16 protein-coding genes and 6 pseudogenes are annotated in these 19,234 nt (G+C 32.9%); 3 read left to right on the top strand and 19 right to left on the bottom strand.

Going from position 1 to position 19,234, the window contains the following annotated elements; all coding sequences use genetic code 11:
- The first annotated feature begins 211 nt into the window (after positions 1 to 211).
- Entirely contained in the window at positions 212 to 1,537 is a 1,326-nt protein-coding gene (locus ACPLVF_RS10935; RefSeq protein ID WP_424907863.1) for an AAA family ATPase, read from the top strand.
- Positions 1,538 to 1,578: 41 nt separating this feature from the next.
- Complete coding sequence (locus ACPLVF_RS10930; RefSeq protein WP_424907862.1) at positions 1,579 to 1,779, top strand: PD-(D/E)XK nuclease domain-containing protein; 201 nt, start codon at positions 1,579 to 1,581, stop codon at positions 1,777 to 1,779.
- Between the two features lie 27 nt (positions 1,780 to 1,806).
- Here ACPLVF_RS10930 and ACPLVF_RS10925 read toward each other — a convergent pair whose 3' ends face one another.
- From ACPLVF_RS10925 to ACPLVF_RS10915, 3 genes and pseudogenes are all read right to left on the bottom strand, one after another.
- Positions 1,807 to 3,351: an AAA family ATPase gene (locus ACPLVF_RS10925; protein ID WP_424907861.1), complete on the bottom strand. Its 1,545-nt coding sequence runs from the start codon at positions 3,349 to 3,351 to the stop codon at positions 1,807 to 1,809.
- Between the two features lie 160 nt (positions 3,352 to 3,511).
- A pseudogene (locus ACPLVF_RS10920) lies at positions 3,512 to 4,557 on the bottom strand (AAA family ATPase).
- Between the two features lie 171 nt (positions 4,558 to 4,728).
- Positions 4,729 to 6,183 (bottom strand): ATP-binding protein, encoded by a 1,455-nt coding sequence (locus tag ACPLVF_RS10915; RefSeq protein ID WP_424907860.1) that lies wholly within the window; start codon positions 6,181 to 6,183, stop codon positions 4,729 to 4,731.
- Positions 6,184 to 6,307: 124 nt separating this feature from the next.
- Between ACPLVF_RS10915 and ACPLVF_RS10910 the strand changes: the two are divergent.
- A pseudogene (locus ACPLVF_RS10910) lies at positions 6,308 to 6,664 on the top strand (type II toxin-antitoxin system VapC family toxin); the annotation flags it as partial.
- 196 nt (positions 6,665 to 6,860) lie between these two features.
- Here ACPLVF_RS10910 and ACPLVF_RS10905 read toward each other — a convergent pair.
- From ACPLVF_RS10905 to ACPLVF_RS10830, 16 genes and pseudogenes are all read right to left on the bottom strand, one after another.
- On the bottom strand, positions 6,861 to 7,091 hold the full coding sequence (locus ACPLVF_RS10905; protein WP_424907859.1) for a hypothetical protein: 231 nt from the start codon (positions 7,089 to 7,091) through the stop codon (positions 6,861 to 6,863).
- Between the two features lie 10 nt (positions 7,092 to 7,101).
- Entirely contained in the window at positions 7,102 to 7,494 is a 393-nt protein-coding gene (locus tag ACPLVF_RS10900) for a hypothetical protein (protein ID WP_424907858.1), read from the bottom strand.
- A 47-nt stretch (positions 7,495 to 7,541) separates the two neighbouring features.
- Positions 7,542 to 7,775 (bottom strand): annotated as a pseudogene (locus ACPLVF_RS10895) (DUF3467 domain-containing protein); the annotation flags it as partial.
- A 157-nt stretch (positions 7,776 to 7,932) separates the two neighbouring features.
- Positions 7,933 to 8,802 (bottom strand): UTP--glucose-1-phosphate uridylyltransferase GalU, encoded by an 870-nt coding sequence (galU, locus tag ACPLVF_RS10890; protein ID WP_424907857.1) that lies wholly within the window; start codon positions 8,800 to 8,802, stop codon positions 7,933 to 7,935.
- Positions 8,799 to 10,352 carry a murein biosynthesis integral membrane protein MurJ gene (gene murJ / locus ACPLVF_RS10885; protein ID WP_424907856.1) on the bottom strand — a complete coding sequence of 518 codons (1,554 nt, stop codon included), beginning with the start codon at positions 10,350 to 10,352 and terminating at the stop codon, positions 8,799 to 8,801. Before murJ ends, galU begins: the two co-directional genes overlap by 4 nt.
- A 38-nt stretch (positions 10,353 to 10,390) precedes the next feature.
- On the bottom strand, positions 10,391 to 10,600 hold the full coding sequence (locus ACPLVF_RS10880) for a glycosyltransferase (RefSeq protein WP_424907864.1): 210 nt from the start codon (positions 10,598 to 10,600) through the stop codon (positions 10,391 to 10,393).
- A gap of 271 nt (positions 10,601 to 10,871) precedes the next feature.
- Positions 10,872 to 10,997, bottom strand: a pseudogene (locus ACPLVF_RS10875) (sugar phosphate nucleotidyltransferase); the annotation flags it as partial.
- Positions 10,998 to 11,096: 99 nt separating this feature from the next.
- Positions 11,097 to 12,224 carry a glycosyltransferase gene (locus ACPLVF_RS10870; protein WP_424907855.1) on the bottom strand — a complete coding sequence of 376 codons (1,128 nt, stop codon included), beginning with the start codon at positions 12,222 to 12,224 and terminating at the stop codon, positions 11,097 to 11,099.
- Positions 12,225 to 12,496: 272 nt separating this feature from the next.
- Positions 12,497 to 13,597: a glycosyltransferase family 4 protein gene (locus ACPLVF_RS10865; RefSeq protein ID WP_424907854.1), complete on the bottom strand. Its 1,101-nt coding sequence runs from the start codon at positions 13,595 to 13,597 to the stop codon at positions 12,497 to 12,499.
- Between the two features lie 26 nt (positions 13,598 to 13,623).
- On the bottom strand, positions 13,624 to 14,679 hold the full coding sequence (locus tag ACPLVF_RS10860; protein ID WP_424907853.1) for an EpsG family protein: 1,056 nt from the start codon (positions 14,677 to 14,679) through the stop codon (positions 13,624 to 13,626).
- Positions 14,676 to 15,872 (bottom strand): glycosyltransferase family 4 protein, encoded by a 1,197-nt coding sequence (locus ACPLVF_RS10855; protein WP_424907852.1) that lies wholly within the window; start codon positions 15,870 to 15,872, stop codon positions 14,676 to 14,678. The genes ACPLVF_RS10860 and ACPLVF_RS10855 overlap by 4 nt, the downstream gene beginning before the upstream one ends.
- A gap of 163 nt (positions 15,873 to 16,035) precedes the next feature.
- Positions 16,036 to 16,216 (bottom strand): annotated as a pseudogene (locus ACPLVF_RS10850) (ATP-binding protein); the annotation flags it as partial.
- Between the two features lie 29 nt (positions 16,217 to 16,245).
- Positions 16,246 to 17,118, bottom strand: coding sequence for an IS3 family transposase (locus tag ACPLVF_RS10845; RefSeq protein WP_424906968.1), 873 nt, complete (start codon positions 17,116 to 17,118; stop codon positions 16,246 to 16,248).
- A 41-nt stretch (positions 17,119 to 17,159) separates the two neighbouring features.
- Positions 17,160 to 17,438, bottom strand: coding sequence for a transposase (locus tag ACPLVF_RS10840; RefSeq protein WP_424906908.1), 279 nt, complete (start codon positions 17,436 to 17,438; stop codon positions 17,160 to 17,162).
- A 135-nt stretch (positions 17,439 to 17,573) separates the two neighbouring features.
- A pseudogene (locus ACPLVF_RS10835) lies at positions 17,574 to 17,755 on the bottom strand (IS21 family transposase); the annotation flags it as partial.
- A 63-nt stretch (positions 17,756 to 17,818) separates the two neighbouring features.
- Positions 17,819 to 18,946, bottom strand: coding sequence for a glycosyltransferase (locus ACPLVF_RS10830; RefSeq protein WP_424907851.1), 1,128 nt, complete (start codon positions 18,944 to 18,946; stop codon positions 17,819 to 17,821).
- Positions 18,947 to 19,234 lie beyond the last annotated feature (288 nt).

Here is a 19,234-nt window from a genome sequence, read left to right as displayed (position 1 = left end):
AAGTGACATTTTCACTGAGAAATTTTAATATGACATTATCACAGAAATACAACATTTTAGCTAATTTTGTATTTATAATTTTAGCCAAAAACGTTATAATATCAACAGCTTCAACAGAATTCAAGCTGCGCATCGGTAAATATCTAAAATAAAACCCACCAATCAAGAATTGTGATATAATAATCTCAACCAAACATTAAGGGGTGATAAATTGCTTTTACCTTCAGGTATAGATGATTTTAAAACCATAATCGAGGGAAATTACTACTACGTCGATAAAACCGGGCTCATTAAAGACCTGCTCCTTGACGGCGCAAACGCAATCCTAATTACCCGCCCCAGAAGATTCGGAAAAAGCCTCAACTTTTCCATGATTAAATACTTCTTTTCCAATGAAAAAGACTATTCCTACCTTTTCAAAGGCATGAAGATATACGATGACCCCATCGCTTCAAAACATATGAATAAATACCCGGTAATCCACATCACTTTTAAGGATGCAAAAGCAAACTCGTGGGAAGACACTTTTAATGCCATTTTTGAAGCCTTGCAAAACGCTTATAGAGAACACATCTACCTTATAAATAGTGAAAAAATTTTGGATTTTGACAAAGAATACATAAAAGCCTTATTAAAAAAAGAGCTAAAAGAAAACGAATTTAGGCATAGCCTTTCAAGGTTAACCAAATATCTCGAAATTCACTGGAATCAAAAAGTAATCCTCCTCATAGACGAATACGACGTTCCCATAGAAAGCGGATATGTAAATGGATACTACGAAAAAGCAGTTGACTTCATGCGGGGTATGCTCACCGCTGCCCTCAAAGGAAACACATCTTTATTCAAAGGGCTCTTAACAGGTGTCTACAGGGTCGCAAAGGAGGACATCTTCTCAGGACTAAACAACCTCGTAGTATACACAGTCCTCGACGACTTTTATTCCTCCTACTTCGGCTTTACCGACGATGAAGTAAAGAAAATGCTCTCAGACTTTAACATGCTGGATAGATATGAAGAAATAAAGGAATGGTATAACGGATACAAATTCGGTAATACCGACGGCATATACAACCCATGGAGCGTTATAGAATGCATTAGACGTAACATAACACAGCCTTACTGGATAAATACCTCCAGCAATGATTTAATTAGAGAATTAATCCTGAAAAGCACTTCTGAAATAAAAATAAAAATAGAACAACTTTTAAACGGTAAACCCATTACAGAAATGGTAGAATCCACATCCGCTCTGAGGGACTTAAAATACGAAAACGGAAAAATAAACGAAAGCGCAATGTGGGGGCTGTTTTTATTCGGAGGATATCTAACTCCAAAAGAAAAAGAGCTTAATACAGATTTTGGCCAATGGGTATGTAAGCTCATCCCACCCAATAAAGAAGTGCTTTCTTTTTATAAAACAACCATATTAAACTGGCTTAAAGGATTTGGTATAGAATACCCCAAAATAGGGCAGTTGTTAGAACACTTATTTAATAAAGATGAAAAAGCCTTTGAAAGAGAGTTTAATTTGAGGTAAAATCCGAAAGGGAAAGCGGATTTGGGCGATATGATGTTGTTGTGATAGATAAAAAATTGCCAAGAGCTGTAATAATAGAGTTTAAAGTATCAGATAATGAGGATTTAGAAAAAACAGCTTTAAAAGCCCTGGAGCAGATTGAAGAAAAAAGATACGAGGTAGATTTAAGGGAAAGGGTTAGCAATATCGTTAAAGCAGGTATTGCTTTAAAGGGAAAAAGTGGGAGGTGTAAGATAGTTTAAAAGCCCGCTTTAAAAGCGGGCTAATTTTCATTTAATTTTTTCCACATTAAAACTCACTATATTCCTTTCATCCTTGCTAAACTCCACTCCAATAAGGTATATCTCCTCATATTCTGCCAAATACTTCTCAAAATATCTCTTTTGCTTCAATTGAGAAAGTGCACTACCCTGTGGAATATATTCTAAAACTTTAAACTCAAATATATACACTTTTTTATTAATAATCACGCTCATATCTATTTTCCCATAATTTGTTGCATCTTCAGCAATTACTTTAAACCCTAAGGATGAAAAATAACAGTAAAAAATACTCGCATAATATCCTTTGGACCCGGAAATATCATTCTTCCTATACCATTCCGCAGGTATCGAAGCAAAAAATGAGTAGAAAACTTCCTTCATTTTTTCAAAATCGTTTTCTAAAACCGATTTAAAAAGAGCGGTTCTATTTATTTCCTTTTTCCTGTAGTCCTCCACAAGATAATTCAATAAATGATTTGTGAGGCTATACCTTACCTCTAAGTTTGGAAAACCGAGTCTGTATCTTATTAACCCCTCGTTCCCAAGCTTTTCTTTAATCGTCAAATATCCCGCTTGAAATAAAAGATTTTCAGCATAAATTTGTTCCACATCAAAGCTGCCTATAAGTTCCTCTCCGGCTTCTAAATCTTCCATGGAAGGTATGTAATATTTATTGCCAATCATCAGTTTGATCAAAAAAGTAGGAGTGCCCGTCTCAAACCAGAAAGGGCGGAAGTTTTTTTCGCTCAGATACAAAAGAACATCGAAAGGATTATAAACGGATTCCCCCAGCCATTTGTAGCCATTGTACCATTCCCTTACCTTTTTTAAATTAACCCCCTGCAATCTATCCGAAAATACCTTTTCAAATTCCTGCTGCGTATAACCGCAAATGACAGCATATTCGGGATTTAAAGTTATATCCTGCAGATTGTTTAAGCCGCTGAATAAGGATAGTTTAGAAAATTTGCTTACCCCCGTTATGAAAACAAATTTAATATATTGGTCCGCATCTTTTATTACGGAATAGAAACTTTTAAGCTCTTCCCTGATTGCCAAAGCCGATTCTTTTTCTTCAATACGGTCCAGAATCGGTTTATCGTATTCGTCTATAAGTATAACGACCTGAGCATTATACTTTTCGTATAATTTTTGTATTAGTTCAAAAAATTTCCCGGTAACAGATTCGAATTCTAATTCGATTCCGTACTCCCTGCAGTTTCTCAGTATTATTTCTTTTTCCATTACCTTTAAATCTTCAACATTACTTACACCGCTGCTCCCGAAGCTGATAGATATTACAGGGTATTTTTTATCCCAATCCCAATTATTTTCAAGGTAAAGGCCTTCGAAGTATTCCCTTTTGCCAAGGAAAGCCCATCTTAACGTATCCACAAACAAGCTCTTCCCGAATCTCCTGGGTCGGGATAAAAAATAATACTTCCCATTGTCAACAAGTTTCTTGACAAAAAAAGTTTTATCAACGTAGTAATAAGGTTCTTCCCTTATTACCTTGAAACTTTGAATCCCGATGGGCAACTTTTTATTCATTATATCCACCCCAGAAGCCGAATTTTTGCTGTCTTTTATACTCCTAAAAATAGGTAAATGGTGAAATAGGGCAGATGTAATATAAGTTTAAATCCTCTCTATACTATACTCCCTTAAATTCCGCTTTTCCTCGTCTATCGCTATTCCTACCAAATTTACATTACGTTCCCAGCATAATCAGTTTAGAAAAACTATCCTTTACTTCCTTATTCGGAAAATCAAGTAAATATCCTTTCTTTTCATTTCTATCCTTAAATGTTAAATACCCCGATTGAACGAAAAAAATACTCGGGGGTGCATTCTCTATCTCATACGTCGTCAAATCATAGCTATTGACATACTCTCCTATTATATCATCTATCTTAACCTTATTTTCTTTAATATACTCAACCAAGAACGATGGTGCTCCACTTTCAAACCAATAATTGTCAAACCTCCTTTTGCTAAAAAAATTCAATATAGAAAAGGGATTATATACAAAATTTTCCCCATCAAAGGAAAAACCATTGTAATAATGCTTTATCTTATCCAATAATTCATCTCTTGTAGCACTCAATTCTTCCGATACCTTGTTTATATATCCTTTAAAATACCTTTCAAGCTCTTCCTGCGTATACCCCATCATTTGAGAGTATTCTCTATCTATGGTTATATCATTCAAATTATTCAAAGAAGAGAATATCCCCGCCTTCGTAAATTTTGATATCCCCGTTATAAACACAAACCTCAAATACGGGTCCAAATCTTTTATCGTTGAATAAAAAAGCCTCAGTATTTCCCTTACCTTTTTGCTATTTCTGGTTCCATTATATGATCAAGTATGGGTTTGTCGTATTCATCTATTAATATGACTACTTTCCCCCTCTTTGATAACTCATACACAAGGTCACTAAACCTCACTATTATATCATCCGTGCGAACTTTTAAACCATACTCTTCATATATCCTTTCAAGCTTCAACAATAACGTTCTTTCTACACTATCTGAATCCGTTGAGTTTATCTCGGTCATACTTATCTTTATAACGGGATATTCTTTCCATTCCCATTTATCGTATATATAAGTCCCTTCAAAAAGCTCCTTTTCTCCCTTAAACAAATAAAAAAACGTTGACACCGTCAAACTTTTCCCGAATCTCCTTGGCCTTGATATGAAATACGGCGTTGACGATGAGGCCAATTCGTATATATATTTAGTTTTATCCACGTATATATAGTCCCCTTCAACCAGTTTCTTAAAATCCTGTATCCCGATGGGAAGCTTTTTCACTCTTTTCACCTCTATTTATACAGTTCATTCATTTAATAAAAAAATTCTCTTAGTATAATTTTACCATTTATAAAATTTACAAACAATTTTTTAAAGAAAAATCCTTTACTAATTACATGCAAACTTTATTTTTTCCAAATAACCCAAAATATACAAAAATGCAAAAGCAGGTATGCGCATTACTGGGACTTTTGTATCTACAGGTAACTTCCCGTAATCTTCCGCCTTTTTGGTAATTATAAATGAACCGATTACTTCACTGCTATTCTTAGACATTTCTATAATCGCATCGCTTTCCTTAATCACGGGGTTTTCTCTAAATTTCACCTCAAAAAGAACCTTCCCCTGGGGAAGCTCAACAACAGCATCCACTTCCTTTTCATTACCCCCTGTCTTTCTATAATATCCAATCTTCGCCCTTATTCGGTTATAATAAGAAACTAAGTGCTTATAAACCGTGGTTTCAACCATTATTCCCATCTCTTCCGGTTCAATCAGCACATTATCCAGCATTAAAACTGCGCTTCTTATTGCAGCATCAGCAATATAAATTTTTGGTTTTGCTTTTAATATTTGCTTTCCGTCAAGACTAACCGGGTAACTAATATATATAAGATTCGCTTCTTCCAAATACTCTATATAATTAGATAAAGTTGCTGAAGGTGTATTGTCAAGCTCCTTGCTCATAGTAGCTATATTTATTATATTTGATGAATTAAAGCAAAGATATAAAAATACCTTTTCCAATACCGAAGCATTGCGAATATTAAATAAGGATGGTATATCCCGCTTCAAAACTTTATCAACTACATCCTCCCTCAAAATCCTTTGAGCAAAAAAATCATCTTTCGACAAAGCTAATTCGGGGAATCCCCCAACAATTAAATAACGAAAAAAATACCTTTGCAGCGGAGAAAGAGCATTCATAATATTATTTATCTCATACCTGTTTAGCCTATTTAATTCTAATATGTCATTTACAAACTCAGTAAGCTTACTCTCTACATTTAAAAGTTCACAATATTCATAAAAAGAAAGCGTAGGAACATGAAGGACGGTCCACCTTCCTACACCGCTTTCGCTGGCACCTTGAACCAATACAGGGCTTGCAGAACCTGTCGCAACAACTCTCCAATTAGGTTTTGTGTCATAATATACCTTTAACCAATTTCCCCAGTCTGGAGCATATTGAATCTCGTCAAAAAATAGAAAAGCATCCTCCGATGATGATATATTTGTTTCATAAATTTCAATTATATCGTCTAATCTACAAAATTTTAAAAGCGGATGATCAAAGGAAATATATATTATTTTTCTTGGTTCAATCCCTTTTTCCAATAAAGTTTCAATAATTTGATAAAGTATCGTAGTCTTTCCTACACGCCTCGCCCCCGAAAGAATTACGAACCGTCTTAATTCGGGATGTATAAACATTTTCATGGTTTCATAATATGCTATCCTTTTTACAGGCTTTACAAAATCTCCGGGTATCTTTCCATTTCGCCACCACGGGTTATATGAATAAAGCAATTTAAGTATGTTATCAGGAGTTACAATTGCCAATATTATGCACCTCCTATATATATTATAACCGTATTTATGATTTTTACAATAAAAATATAAATTATAGTTATTATTTTTTAGCTTATTTTATGAAATATATTTCATATTTTTGAAAATGTAGCTTTTTGATGAGGCAGCTTATAAAATTTTTAAATTATCCGAAGAAGAAAAAATAGAGGCTTTCATAGCCTCTTTTGCCATAACCGATATTTATTACTTTTTAAGAAAAGAACTCTCTCTTGAAATCTGTATAGAAGCTATAACTACCTTAATGGAAATTGCAAAGCCGGTAAGCATCGCAAAAAAAGACATAGAAAAAGCGCTTAGATTTTCAGAATTCAACGATCTTGAAGATGCACTCCAGTTACAGTGTGCAAAAAAAATAAAAGCCGATTATATAGTAACAAGAGATGAAAGATTTTTAAAACTAACTAATAAAGCAATTACTCCTGATGAGTTTTTAAAACTCCTGGAAAAATAGCCCGCGAAAAAGCGGGCTTTTACTTTCCAAGCAAATTAACCAAATAATCCCTGAAGTCCCCGTTTATCCTCCCGTTTTTAAAGACAAATTCCACCGTCGCTTAAAGGTATCCCATCTTATCCCCTATATCACTTATATTGTATACAAAAAAGCCACGCATTTTATCTGCGCAGCTTTTTATATATCATAGTTAATTTTAATTTATTATTTTAGAATTAATATAATTAAAATCAATATCAAAAGGCAATATCTTCCTGATATATTCTTTATCACGCTTGCTGTAATCCATAATTGAAGCTCCAATTATTGTATCAGTAAGCTCATCGATGAAAAGATACACACCATAATATATTTCTTCAGACACTGCAGGATCAGGTTTATCAATAAATATATTAAGTATATCGTACTTCCGGTCGTAGTCGTACACAAAGGCCTCTCTAGGAATTCTTACTTTTGTACATATCATAAACTACACCACCATCTAATTTGATTTCACTAGCTTTTCTCAAAATATAATTAGTAACCACTTCTCCTCTATCAGTAGAGTTAAATTCAACTATAGTTTTTATAATATATAAACGCTGAGTTTGAGTATTTTTAAATAATCCTATGTAATCTTGTCGTGTTTCATCCACTTTTATCTGTGCACTTCCGTCTTCTAAGGGTTTAACATTTTTTATTATATAAACCGGTTGTTCTATATTCGTCCTGATATCATCAGGTGTTACTTCACTATGCTTGCTAATATGGTTGCTCCATGTATCGCTCTTTAATATTATTTGTCTATTCAATGGATCGTATGTAGTAAAAATTACCTCTGCATCATTCATAAATTTTTTATCCCTCTCATAAATAACATATTCTTATCTTTTTAAAATTAGCTGTTATTCTTGTTTTTATCATCATTTGAAGGAATTTTTATTTCTCCAAAAATTTCTTCGTATTGTTTTATATTTTGCATCAATAAATTAGCAAATTCTTTTGCATGTTGTGGGCTCATTATAACTCTTACATCTATATCCTCATCGGCAATTTCTGGATTTCTTTTTTTCTTTTCTCCGAAAGATATTCTTATATCATAAAAGCCAAGTTCAATTTGAGCTAAATTTGCGTAATAACTTCTTTTTTACTCATTTTCCATAATTATACCCCTTCCTACTTAATTATATCATAAAATTTACTAAAATCTTTTTAAAATCTTGTAAATAAATTTTTTTTTAATGTCTGGAGCTTAGACCAAAAACCTAAAAATCCGCTTCAAAAGCGGGCTAATTTTTACAAATAAGATTTATCAAATAATCCCTGAATACTCCGTTTAAATCCTCTCTTTTTAGCGCAAACTCCACCGTCGCCGCAAGGTATCCCATTTTATCCCCCACATCATATCTTTTTCCTTCAAAATTATAAGCGTAAATAACTTCATAGTCTAAAAGCTCCTTTAAAGCATCGGTGAGCTGGATCTCCCCGCCCCTGCCGGGCTTGGTATTTTCGAGGATCTCGAAAATCCTGGGGGTTATAATATACCTCCCAAGTATCGCCAGATTCGAAGGCGCCTCCTCTACGGGAGGCTTTTCCATAAGATTTTCCACCTTGTAAATCCTTTCATCTATGGGCTTTGCATCTATTATCCCATATTTTGACACATCTTCCCTTTTTACCTCCTGCACCCCTATAATGCTGCAGTTATATTTTTCATAGACCTTGATCATCTGCTTTAGTACGGGCACCTCTGAATCTATGACATCATCACCCAAAAGCACCGCAAAGGGTTCATTTCCCACAAACGTTTTTGCACAGTAAACCGCATGCCCGAGCCCCCTCGGCTCCTTTTGCCTTATGTAGTGTATATCCGCAAGGTTTGATATATCCTCAACAAGCTTTAAAAGCTCGCCGTTTCCCTTTTTCTTCAGCTCAAGCTCCAGCTCCACATTCCTGTCAAAGTGGTCCTCAATAGCCCTTTTATTCCTGCCGGTGATTATAAGTATTTCCTCTATGCCCGACTTTACCGCTTCCTCCACAATATACTGTATCGTGGGCTTGTCTATGATAGGAAGCATCTCCTTTGGCTGAGCCTTGGTTGCAGGTAAAAACCTCGTCCCAAGCCCTGCAGCAGGAATAACCGCTTTTTTTATCTTCATAAAAAACGCCTCCTTGCCTTGGATAAAAGGGTTTCGACTTCTTCAATTTTCATAAAAATTATTATTAAGAAATAGGAAAAAGCACCAATGATAATAGAAACCAAAAGGGATAAATTTTGTCCCAAAAAACTTAACAATTTCATATATGAAAATCCCGCTAAAATCCCCATTATCAAAGAAGCAATCGATATTTTAAAAAAAGTAATAATCACATTCTTTACCCCAAAGGGGCCTATCTTTTTCCTCAAACCGATAAACAAAAGCCCCGTGCAGAAAAGATTTGAAATACTCGTAGCCAGCGCAATACCGCTTATTCCCATGAACCTTGAAAGAACTATGTTTAAAATAATATTCATAATAACCGCATAGATAGAATTTATCACGGGCGTTTTAGTATCCTGCATGGAATAAAAAGCCCTTGAGAGGATGTTCCTTGCACCAACTCCCACCATACCCAAGGAGTAAAAAAGAAGTGCCCCCGAAGTCAATATCACAGCCCTTTCATCAAAGGCTCCCCTACCGTAAACAAGCCTCGTAATAGGCACGGAAAAAATAATCAATCCCACAGTTGCCGGAACAATAAGGAGATTTATAAGGTTTATATTTTCAGCAAGGGTTTTTTTAAAGTTTTCTTCATCATTAGATGCTGCCATTTTGGTTATAAGAGGGTACATAACCGTAGCCAAGGAGGATACAACAATATCCTGAATAAATCCGTTTAACCTATTTGCATAATTTAAAGCGGATATACCGCCCTCTATTATTCCCGACGCTATGGTCCTGTCTATAAGGACATTTATTTGATTTACCGATGTCCCCAGCATAACGGGAAGGGTTAAAATCGAAACCTTTTTCAGGTATTCATCCTTGAAATCAAGTATAAAATCGTATCTAAAGCCTTTTTTATAGGAAAAGGGTAAAACAAATAAAAATTGGGATGCTATGGCAATAACGCTTCCGATGGAAAGAAGGAGAAGATTATTTAATTTACTGCTCAATATTATAGAAAAGATTATCACAATGTTATAAGGAAACCCGATAAGGGCAGGTATGACAAAATTCCCATTTAACTGAAGGAAGCTGTTAAAAATATAAGTCAGTGCTGTAAAATAAATCCCGAAAACGGTAATCCTTGAAAGAGCAACCGCTATCCTTAAAGCCTCCTCCTTAAACCCCGATGCAAAAAGCTTTACAATAGGAGTAGTAAATATAAAAACCGTTATTACAAGAAAGCTTGAAATCAGTATAATAAAATTCACGAGGTTATTTGTAAACCTGGTTGCAGCTTTTTCCCCTTTTTCTTTCAATATTTCGCTTATAAGAGGTATATAGCTTGTAGCCAACCCGCTTCCTAAAAAGGAAAAAACTACTGCAGGGATGGTAAGGGATATCAAATACGCATCGCTTATACTTGATGCACCGTAAAAATAGGATAAAAACGTTTCCCTTGCAAAGCCAAGAAATTTGGATAGTATTGATATAATCATTAATATAAAGGCGGTTTTTTGCAATGGTGACACCTCAAAATATGTAATAAACACTTTAAACATACATCCTATAGATCTCATCCATTTCTTTCAAAACTTTTTCAATGGCATAATTCCTGTATAATTTTTCTACCCTCTCCTCCCATTTTAACCCTCAAATTTTTATTTTCGGTCAATTTTATAATTGCTTTAACCGTTGCCTCTATATCATTTACAGGAACTAAGTACCCATTAACACCATCTATAACTAAATCTCTATACCCTCTTACATTTGTGGCAATAATAGGTTTACCTGCTGCCATTGCCTCCATTATTGCTCTTGGAAGCCCTTCATGCAATGAAGTTAATGCAAAAATATATTTTCTTCTATGGTTATGTTTTGTCAAGCATGTATAGTTAATGCAAAGATATTAGATAAATCAAAAATAGCCTTCGCTCATTTTTTGTAAAATTTAGATTTTCCCCTTAAAATTAATTATTACAGCAAAAACTCCCCCATTTAAAGCTTCCACTGATTTCTAATTCAAATATTTTCTCTAAAAATATAACTAATTCTAAAGCGGCTTTCACTACCTGAAAGTTCTTGAAATTCAATAAACTATATGAGGTAATTATCAAAATATCTCTTATTCCAGCAAGCATAAGTGTAGATAATGAGCAGTAAATCATCGGCTTGCCATATGCTAGCAGTAACTGCTTGCTGGTCATTATTGTTAACAAGTATAATCTTGTCCCCGAACCTCCTGCTAGTATTATCCCTTTATCATGAATTCATCCCCCTTGAGTTAATTAACTATACGTACCAAACTAAGAAGAACAATTTGTTTTGAAATATATACTATATAATAATTCATTTGTAACTTTTGAATCAAAATATTTGTTGAACCTATCCAAAGCACCTTTTGATAAACGTTTATATAATTCTTCATCAAAATAAAGTTTTTCAATAGCCCTTGCAAGTTGAAAAGCATCAGATGGTTCTACAGTTAACCCTGATACATCATTTAAACTAACCCATGGAACCCCCGTCGGTAAATTTGTGTTTATTACTGGTTTGCCATAGACCATAGCTTCAAGTTGAATAATTCCAAATGCCTCACTTGGTAGAATTGAAGGAAAAACCAAGAATTTTGAATGCATAATCAGATACTTTTTTTCTTCTTCCGATACATGTCTATTTATAAAATATATTTTCTTATTGCTCTTTTTTATTTTTTCATTAACACTTCCTGCTAATTCTCCATCACCTGCAATTACGAAGGGTATATTTTCATTTACAATACTTATAGCATCTAATAACACATCTAAACCCTTGTAATATGATAATCTTCCCAAAAACAATACGTAATTCGCAGGTAAATTTAGCAAATCTGAATTTAAATTGGTCTCTGCAAAACTATTAATATTAATATAATCTTCCTTATTTAATGATAACGGAATAATCACAACCTTTTCTCTGAACTTTTTTAAAATCGAAGAAAATTCGATCATTCTTTCAGAAGTGGCAATAACCTTTTCTGCTTTTTCACAAAGCTTTCTTTGGAAAAACTCAATAAATTTTTTTAAAATCTTTTGTCTTACAATATCACTATGCCAAGTAACAAATATCCTTTTTGACTTAGTTATTAATAAACTCCCTATACTACCCAATGGAAAAGGCTCATGAAAATGTATAATGTCAGCTCTTTTAGACAAACGAAATAAATACCAGAAAAACGCTAAAGATATAGGCATTGACATATACGTCCCACATGAAGCACATCTATAAACTGTTATCCCATTTATTTTTTCAACAGTAGTTCTAAGTCTAAAGTTCCTATGTATACAAAGAATTACGACTTCATCAAATTGTTTCAGATATTCCGAATATTGCTTCACTACTGTTTCTACTCCACCAATATCAGGATAATACATCTTATTTACTTGCAGTATCATGTTTAAACACCTCAATACCATGAAAATAATTCCACTCTATTATCTCATTTGATAAATCATCGCAAGACAAAGACATAGAATTCAGTTTTACATCCTTTTTCCGAATAAATATTTAAATCCTCAAAAATTCGATTTTTATGTCTATCCATAAAGCAAGGAAAATCTGTCTTAATTCTTTGAGAGTATAATCATGCAAAGAAATCAATTAAAAGAGGGCAATTTAATCCTCTTTTGGAAAAAAGTTTACCAAGGTGTAATACTTCCCTCATCTATTACGTACCAAGGTAATTATTAAAATACTCAAAAAATTCATTTATTATTTCATCTTTATCAAAAAATTTAAGCCTTCCTCTTCCCTCATTTAAAAGCTGAAATCTTAAATCTTCATTTGTTAGCGCTTGTAATAATTTTTCAGCTATATCATCTACATTGTAAGGATCAAAACAGGCAATATTTTCCTCCAAAATTTCTTTTAATACAGGTATATTTGAGGTTATTACTGGACAACCTAAAGCTATTGCTTCAAGTGGGGGTAATCCAAAACCTTCAAACAAAGATGGAAACACAAAAAGCTTTGCATGTTGATATAGATTTATTAGTTTATTATCCGATGGTGACAAAACTTCAATTATATAATCTTTTAAATTAAGATTTTTAATTAGTAAATCAATTTCATCTTCTGTGTTTTTATTATCTTTAGAACCTGCTATAACAAGTTTAATTTTTACTTTATCTTTTATTTTGTCAAAAGCCAAAATCAAATTTGTCAAGTTTTTGTGCTTTTTTCTATTACCTACAAATAAAATATAATCATCCTTTATTATGGGGTTTGGATCAAACTTGGGGGTATAAAATTTGTCGTCTATAAACTCATAAATAACATTTACTTTGTTTTGTAAGTTTCTAAAGTATTTTTTAAGTTCGTTTTCTATAATATGAGATATAGTTATAATGCCTTTAGATTTGGTTATTGCTCTTTTTAGATAAAAAATAAATATTTTTCTTTTAATCTCACTCCTATCCCAAAAACTTGTAAGCGGTATTAAGTCATGTATTGTTACAATAGTGTTTTTCGGTATATAAAAAGGTAAATTAACATGTGGATAGAAGAATAAATCAACACCAGATTCTAATTTTTTTAAGATTTTAGACTGTTCAAATAAGCCTTTAATAGAAAACTTCTCATAATCTACAAAAATAGGCTCTATATTATCAGCAACATCTTTAAAATCTTTTTCAAAATCATCTCTAAGTCTTTTTGGTACGCAAGTATAAATCTTTATGCCTCTTTTGGCAAACTCTTTTGTGAGAGATTCGTAATATCTGCCTATTCCAGAGCCTTTATAAAAGAGACCATCAATGTATAATTTCATATGCAAAACCCCTTTTACGTAGGTAATTATAGCAAAGAAAAATTAAAGAGATCATGCCTTATATAAATATTCAAAGAGAGTAGAATCAATATTAAGACCAATGAATAATAAACCAAAGACTTTTCTTCTTTTTTGAAATTCTTTAGAATATACGGAATTAAAAATACTATAAATGTATAAAAATCATTAGAAATTCTAAATGAAAATACAGGTATAGTCTTAAAAGAAAAAAACGAGAATATCGCAAACGCTAAAATCTTTTCAAGAGTTATAAAATAGCGATCGTTTGAACCAATCATTAAACCTAAATAATAAACCATTATGTTAAACAAAGAATACATGTTAAGTATATTAATTCGATTTAATTTATGTTCCTGCGGACCGTATATTACAAAATCCAAGTATCCCTGTGCTTTAAATTTTAAAAAACTGGGCAAATAATTTATGATAAATTGATAAAATTCGATAGTAAAAACATATTGACCTAACAAAAATCCAATTAAAGGCAATAAAAGGTAAAACTTTTTATTAATATGATTTTTATCAAGCAACAATACCAATAGAAAAACTATGGAAGAATAATGGAAAAAAGTAGCAATTATGATTTTTATTATAAATTTTAACTTTTTACTTTCAAGCAAATCAAATAACGCCCACCATACAAATGCTATGGAGACACCATTTCTTATTTGGATTAATCCAAAGTTTGGATAGAATAATAACATAAAAATTATAAAACTTATAACAGGTAAAATAGAATATCTTTTTATTAAATATACACTTAGGATTACATAAGTAACACTAAAAAATAACAAAAATGACGTCCAATTCGCATTAAACAATATTTGATTAATATATACAATTAACCAATAAAAAGGCTCGAAAGATAAAAAATTATATTGACTTACTGAAAAATTAATAGTTGTGTAATAACTCAAACTGTCAGGACAAAATCCCAATGGTAAAAAAACAGGAATTACAATTAAGATGAATGATGTAACAATAAAAATAAATACCTTAATTAATTCCATAAGATTTTTATGCTTGAGGTGTATATCCGCATTCTTTTCCATTGCCATCATTTAATCTCTCCCAGTGAAACCAATTTATACAACTCTTCCCACTGATTTAACCATCCTTCATAGTCCAAAAATTTTTGAGCACTTTGTTTTATGATTTCAGATTTATTCTTCCAATCTGAAATCTCGCTTTCAAATTTTAGCAATTTTTCCTCTAAATCTCCTTTCTTATAAGGGTCAAAAAGCATACCATTTACCCCTTCTGTAACCATTTCTGGTATACCACCTATGTCACTTCCAATTACAGGAATTCCAAAAGTAAATGACTCGTAAACTACTCCAGGTAAGTTTTCATACCAAATACTCGGAACAATAGTAACATCTACTTTCTCAAAAAAGTCCCTAGGTTCTACTCTTCCCATGAAAATAATTGAAACATCTTTGTACTTTGATTTTAGATATTCTTCATAATCCTGTTTCCCAGCACCCGCTACAAATAACTTATAGTTTGGCTTTTTAATCTTATGATAGGCTCGCAATAAAACTTCTATCCCTTTATTTGGTGCTAATGTACCTATAAAACCAAAATTTACATACCTTGGATCTGTCTTTCTCTCAACAATAACACTACTCAGTTTCCTAGAGTTATATATCACTTTTTTAATTGGTACATCTCTAAAATATCCGTAGCTTAGCAATTTATTGAGAATAAAATTGCTCACTCCAACAACAGCTTTTATGTTACTAGATTTTAATTTGCAAGGAAGTCTCATTAGCTTACAAGTTAAACATTGTTTTTTACATATAACATTATTTTTAAACATATTAGTCGGACATAAGAGATATAAATCATGAAGAACTTGTATGGCTGGCACATTATATTCACTCACAGCATCCCATATAGAACAAGACCAACCTTGAGTATTGTGAATTGATATAATATCAGGTTTAAAATCTCTAATCTGTTTTAGTACAATCTTCTTGGATATAGGATTATAAATGTCTAAAATATGCCATAACCTCCTCCTTAAAAAGGGCTGTCTAATTTTCCCATATGGTAAATAGACATTAGGAATTTTTGCTCTATAAACTGTAATTCCGTCTATAATTTCTTCCTTATCATCTTTATCCCAAAAACTCAAAACTTTTACTTCGTGACCCATATCATGTGTACCTTCCACTAAATTTTTTAAAATAATTTCAGCTCCACCACCTATGAATGGGGCATATAGAACATTTATAAATAATATTCTCATTTCAATACTTCCACCTTTCCCAATCTCCTTTTATAGCCATCCTTTGCCGCTTTTATGATTAATTTTATATTTTTAGTGCTTGTAAAAATTATCAATTGTTAATAGTGGATTAAAATTGAACCATTTTCATCGGTTTTAAATTGACCCACTCTGCGTTTTTTAATTAAACCTTAATGTTTGGACTACCGTAAAGACCAGTCTTTAATCTATATTTTAAACGGTAACTGTTACCTTCTTATGTTAATTATATGGGCATGGTACAGCAACCTATCCAGTATTGCAGTTGCAAGAACTGAGTCTCCTATTAGTTCACCCCATTCCCTAAATCTTTTATTGCTTTGTAAGTATTGTACTGGCCCCCGGTTATTTGGACTTAAACGACTAGTACTCCCCGGCTCGCATTATTTCTTAAAAATTCTTCGTAAAATTTGCTTGGCGTCATATATCCCAGCGATTGATGGGGCCTTAAAGTATTGTATTCCATCATAAACTTATCAAGTCCTTTTATAAACGAGCCATACCCAACAAATTCATTTAGCTCCACAAACTCCTCCTTCAATGTCCTGAAAAATCGCTCTATGTTCGGATTTCTCTCCGGTGATCTCACGGGTATGCGCTCGTGTAATATACCCTGGCGTTTGCAAAACTCTTGAAATTCCTTGGATTTAAACTGAGGGCCATTATCTGTCCGGATTGTGAGATTTCCTTGAATATTCCTTGTGACCATGGATTTTAAAATTGTTTTTACAACATCACGACCTGTTATCGAAAAACCTGCCTTATATTCCACTATTTCCAGGGTATATGTATCTATGATACCTGGAACGAAAATAATCCTTGGAAAGAGGGTTATGTATGTGATATCCATCTGCCAGTGGCTATTTGGCGCATTTACGGCAACTTTTTTGAAGGCTATTGGACATTCCTTAGGCCTATGGTACCTTTCTATTGGCAAGAGAAGGTCCATTTCCTTACATAGCCTGTAGACCTTCTTCTTGTTAATCATTATGCCAAACTGAAATCTCAAGAGAACCGTAAGTTTCTTGTATCCATATCGTGGATATTCTTCGGCGAGGTCAAAAAGTAGCGTCTTTATTGCTTCGTCAGTTACAATTTCGCCATTTTTGGTCCTTGAAAAGCCAGGAATAAAGAATCCTCGGCTTGAACTACATTTTTCTTCATGAGGTTTGTAAAAGAACATACTTTTCGGAACACCCGCAATCCTAAGGAGAAAGTCTAGATTTATACCCTGAGCTCTGAACTTCTCGATGATCTCGATTTTTTCATTTAACTCCGGCTCGTTTTTTTTAATAATTCCTTTAAATAAGCGATTTCCAAGTCTTTATCAACAATTATTGAGCGTAGCATAACGTTTTCTTTTCTGAGTTTTGCAAGTTCATCTTCGGGATAATTTTCAGTGTTCAGGAGATGTTTTTTCCAGTAATCTAGGGTGCTCTTTGATATGCCATACTTCCTACATACAGCAATTTTGGTAGTAGAAGAGCTTTCAGCCTCGGCAAGGATAGCAAGTTTTTCTTCGAGGGTAAAGTTTTTATGTGCTGCCATTGCCTTTGACCTCCCCCAAGAGAAATTTTAGCATGTTGTACGTTTTAGTCCAATTCTCTTGAGGGGCCAGCAAGCTAAAGGCAAATATCTTATTTCATCTATAACAAAAAGTTTTCGCCGCATATGTAAATAATAATCTATGTAGGAGTCAAGTTTTGAACCTCTTTTGGAATGATGTTTTCTTTTAGAGATACCCTCTGCTCTGAGATACTTTTTTATTGTATTTCTACAATGACCTGTTTCTCGTGCGATTGCACGAATACTCTTGCTTTTGCTTTGAGTTCGTGTATCATGATAATAGACCCACTCCCAAGCATTTCTATTTCCCTCTGATCCTTTAGGGTTTAATTCAAATCAGAGGGATACTTCGACTCAATATATCATCCGGTTTTATCACCAATCAACCGCTTTATTTCATCAATAACTGGCTTAAATTTTACATCCCACGATAAATTTTCCTCTGCAAATTTCCTCATCTCTAATTGATAATCTTTATTCTTAATTGCATTCTCGAAAAAATCTATTATTCTATTAATATCCACAGGTGTATTATCATCAGGAATTTTTAATATATATTTAAAACTATCTGGAAAATCAGGATCTTCATATCCAATTACAAACGGGATCCCACGTGTGCAATACTCGCGAACTTTAAGTGTTTTCCCAAAACTCAATCCTACTCTGCTCATTGATAAACTTCCTATAGCTACATGACTTCCATCAAACAAATCATCTAAATCACTTCCAGTTTTTACTCCATGAAAGATAACATACTTTTCTAACCCTAAGTCTTTAGTCAATCTTTTTAAATTTTGTAATTGATCTCCTTCGCCCACAATATGAAAATATACTTCTAAACCATTCTTCATTTTGTAATATTCATATAACCCCCTTATTACTCTATCATAACCATGCCATAGACTGACATTTGCAACACTAATTAAATTAAACCTATTTTGAATAATACTCTTTGATTTTTTGATAGGTATCGAATCAATATCAATCCCATTTGAAATATTTATACACTTAATCCCAAATATTTCTCTATGATCTGAGTAAGTAACTATATAATCAACATAACTTCTCAATTTCTTTCTGTAGATTTTATCAAGTAAATGAAGAATTCTTCCCTTTACTCCTCTAACTTCTCCATCATATGGGTATGTTGGTATTTCAATAATCACTGGTATATGCTTGCTTTTAATCTTTTTAAGAAATTCAATGAATTTCATATCCGAAAAAGGATATCTAATATATGCAAAATCGTATTCACCATTTATTATTACCCTTAGTATATCGTTATATCTATAGTACCTTTTAATTATCTTATTTTGATAACACTTTATCTTATCATCATTTAAACATAAGCAATTATTCCTGTAATATATAAGATTAATCTGCATGTCATTTTTTTGAAAAACCCGTTTTTGCCCAAGAATCTTTTTGACTACACCAATCATTTTCGGATCATGAAAGTTGACATCTGCTAAATATACACTTTTTAACAAATTGCTCCCCTCTTTCACAACTTTTATAAATTTTAATTCACAATATGCATATTCATTCCAAATTTTATAATATCCCTTAACACTGTCCGGATCCGCCTGTAGCCACAATGTGGCCAGCGAGTGTAGATCTCGTCTATCAGGTGCATCAATTCAATGTCTTTATCTGCTGTCTCCGACGGCTTGTAGTATATGCTAGTGCGGTTAACTTCTAAAAGTTCCACCTGTCTCTTTACTGAGCTTTTTGCTTTGTACCATTTTTTTTAATTTCTATCACAAATTTATTGCATT

The sequence above is a fragment of the Thermovenabulum sp. genome (assembly GCF_049701175.1).
Lineage (GTDB): Bacteria > Bacillota > Thermosediminibacteria > Thermosediminibacterales > Thermosediminibacteraceae > Thermovenabulum.
The sequence above is the reverse complement of the archived record's forward strand: the minus strand, read 5'-3'. Positions and strand labels throughout refer to the sequence as shown.

Coding starts and splice junctions, on each gene's coding strand:
- ACPLVF_RS10925 (WP_424907861.1), bottom strand. CDS start 3,351: ATGAATAAAAAGTTGCCCATCGGGATTCAAAGTTTCAAGGTAATAAGG.
- ACPLVF_RS10900 (WP_424907858.1), bottom strand. CDS start 7,494: ATGAATGATGCAGAGGTAATTTTTACTACATACGATCCATTGAATAGA.
- galU (WP_424907857.1), bottom strand. CDS start 8,802: ATGAAGATAAAAAAAGCGGTTATTCCTGCTGCAGGGCTTGGGACGAGG.
- murJ (WP_424907856.1), bottom strand. CDS start 10,352: ATGTTTAAAGTGTTTATTACATATTTTGAGGTGTCACCATTGCAAAAA.
- ACPLVF_RS10880 (WP_424907864.1), bottom strand. CDS start 10,600: ATGGAGGCAATGGCAGCAGGTAAACCTATTATTGCCACAAATGTAAGA.
- ACPLVF_RS10870 (WP_424907855.1), bottom strand. CDS start 12,224: ATGATACTGCAAGTAAATAAGATGTATTATCCTGATATTGGTGGAGTA.
- ACPLVF_RS10865 (WP_424907854.1), bottom strand. CDS start 13,597: ATGAAATTATACATTGATGGTCTCTTTTATAAAGGCTCTGGAATAGGC.
- ACPLVF_RS10860 (WP_424907853.1), bottom strand. CDS start 14,679: ATGATGGCAATGGAAAAGAATGCGGATATACACCTCAAGCATAAAAAT.
- ACPLVF_RS10855 (WP_424907852.1), bottom strand. CDS start 15,872: ATGAGAATATTATTTATAAATGTTCTATATGCCCCATTCATAGGTGGT.
- ACPLVF_RS10840 (WP_424906908.1), bottom strand. CDS start 17,438: ATGGCAGCACATAAAAACTTTACCCTCGAAGAAAAACTTGCTATCCTT.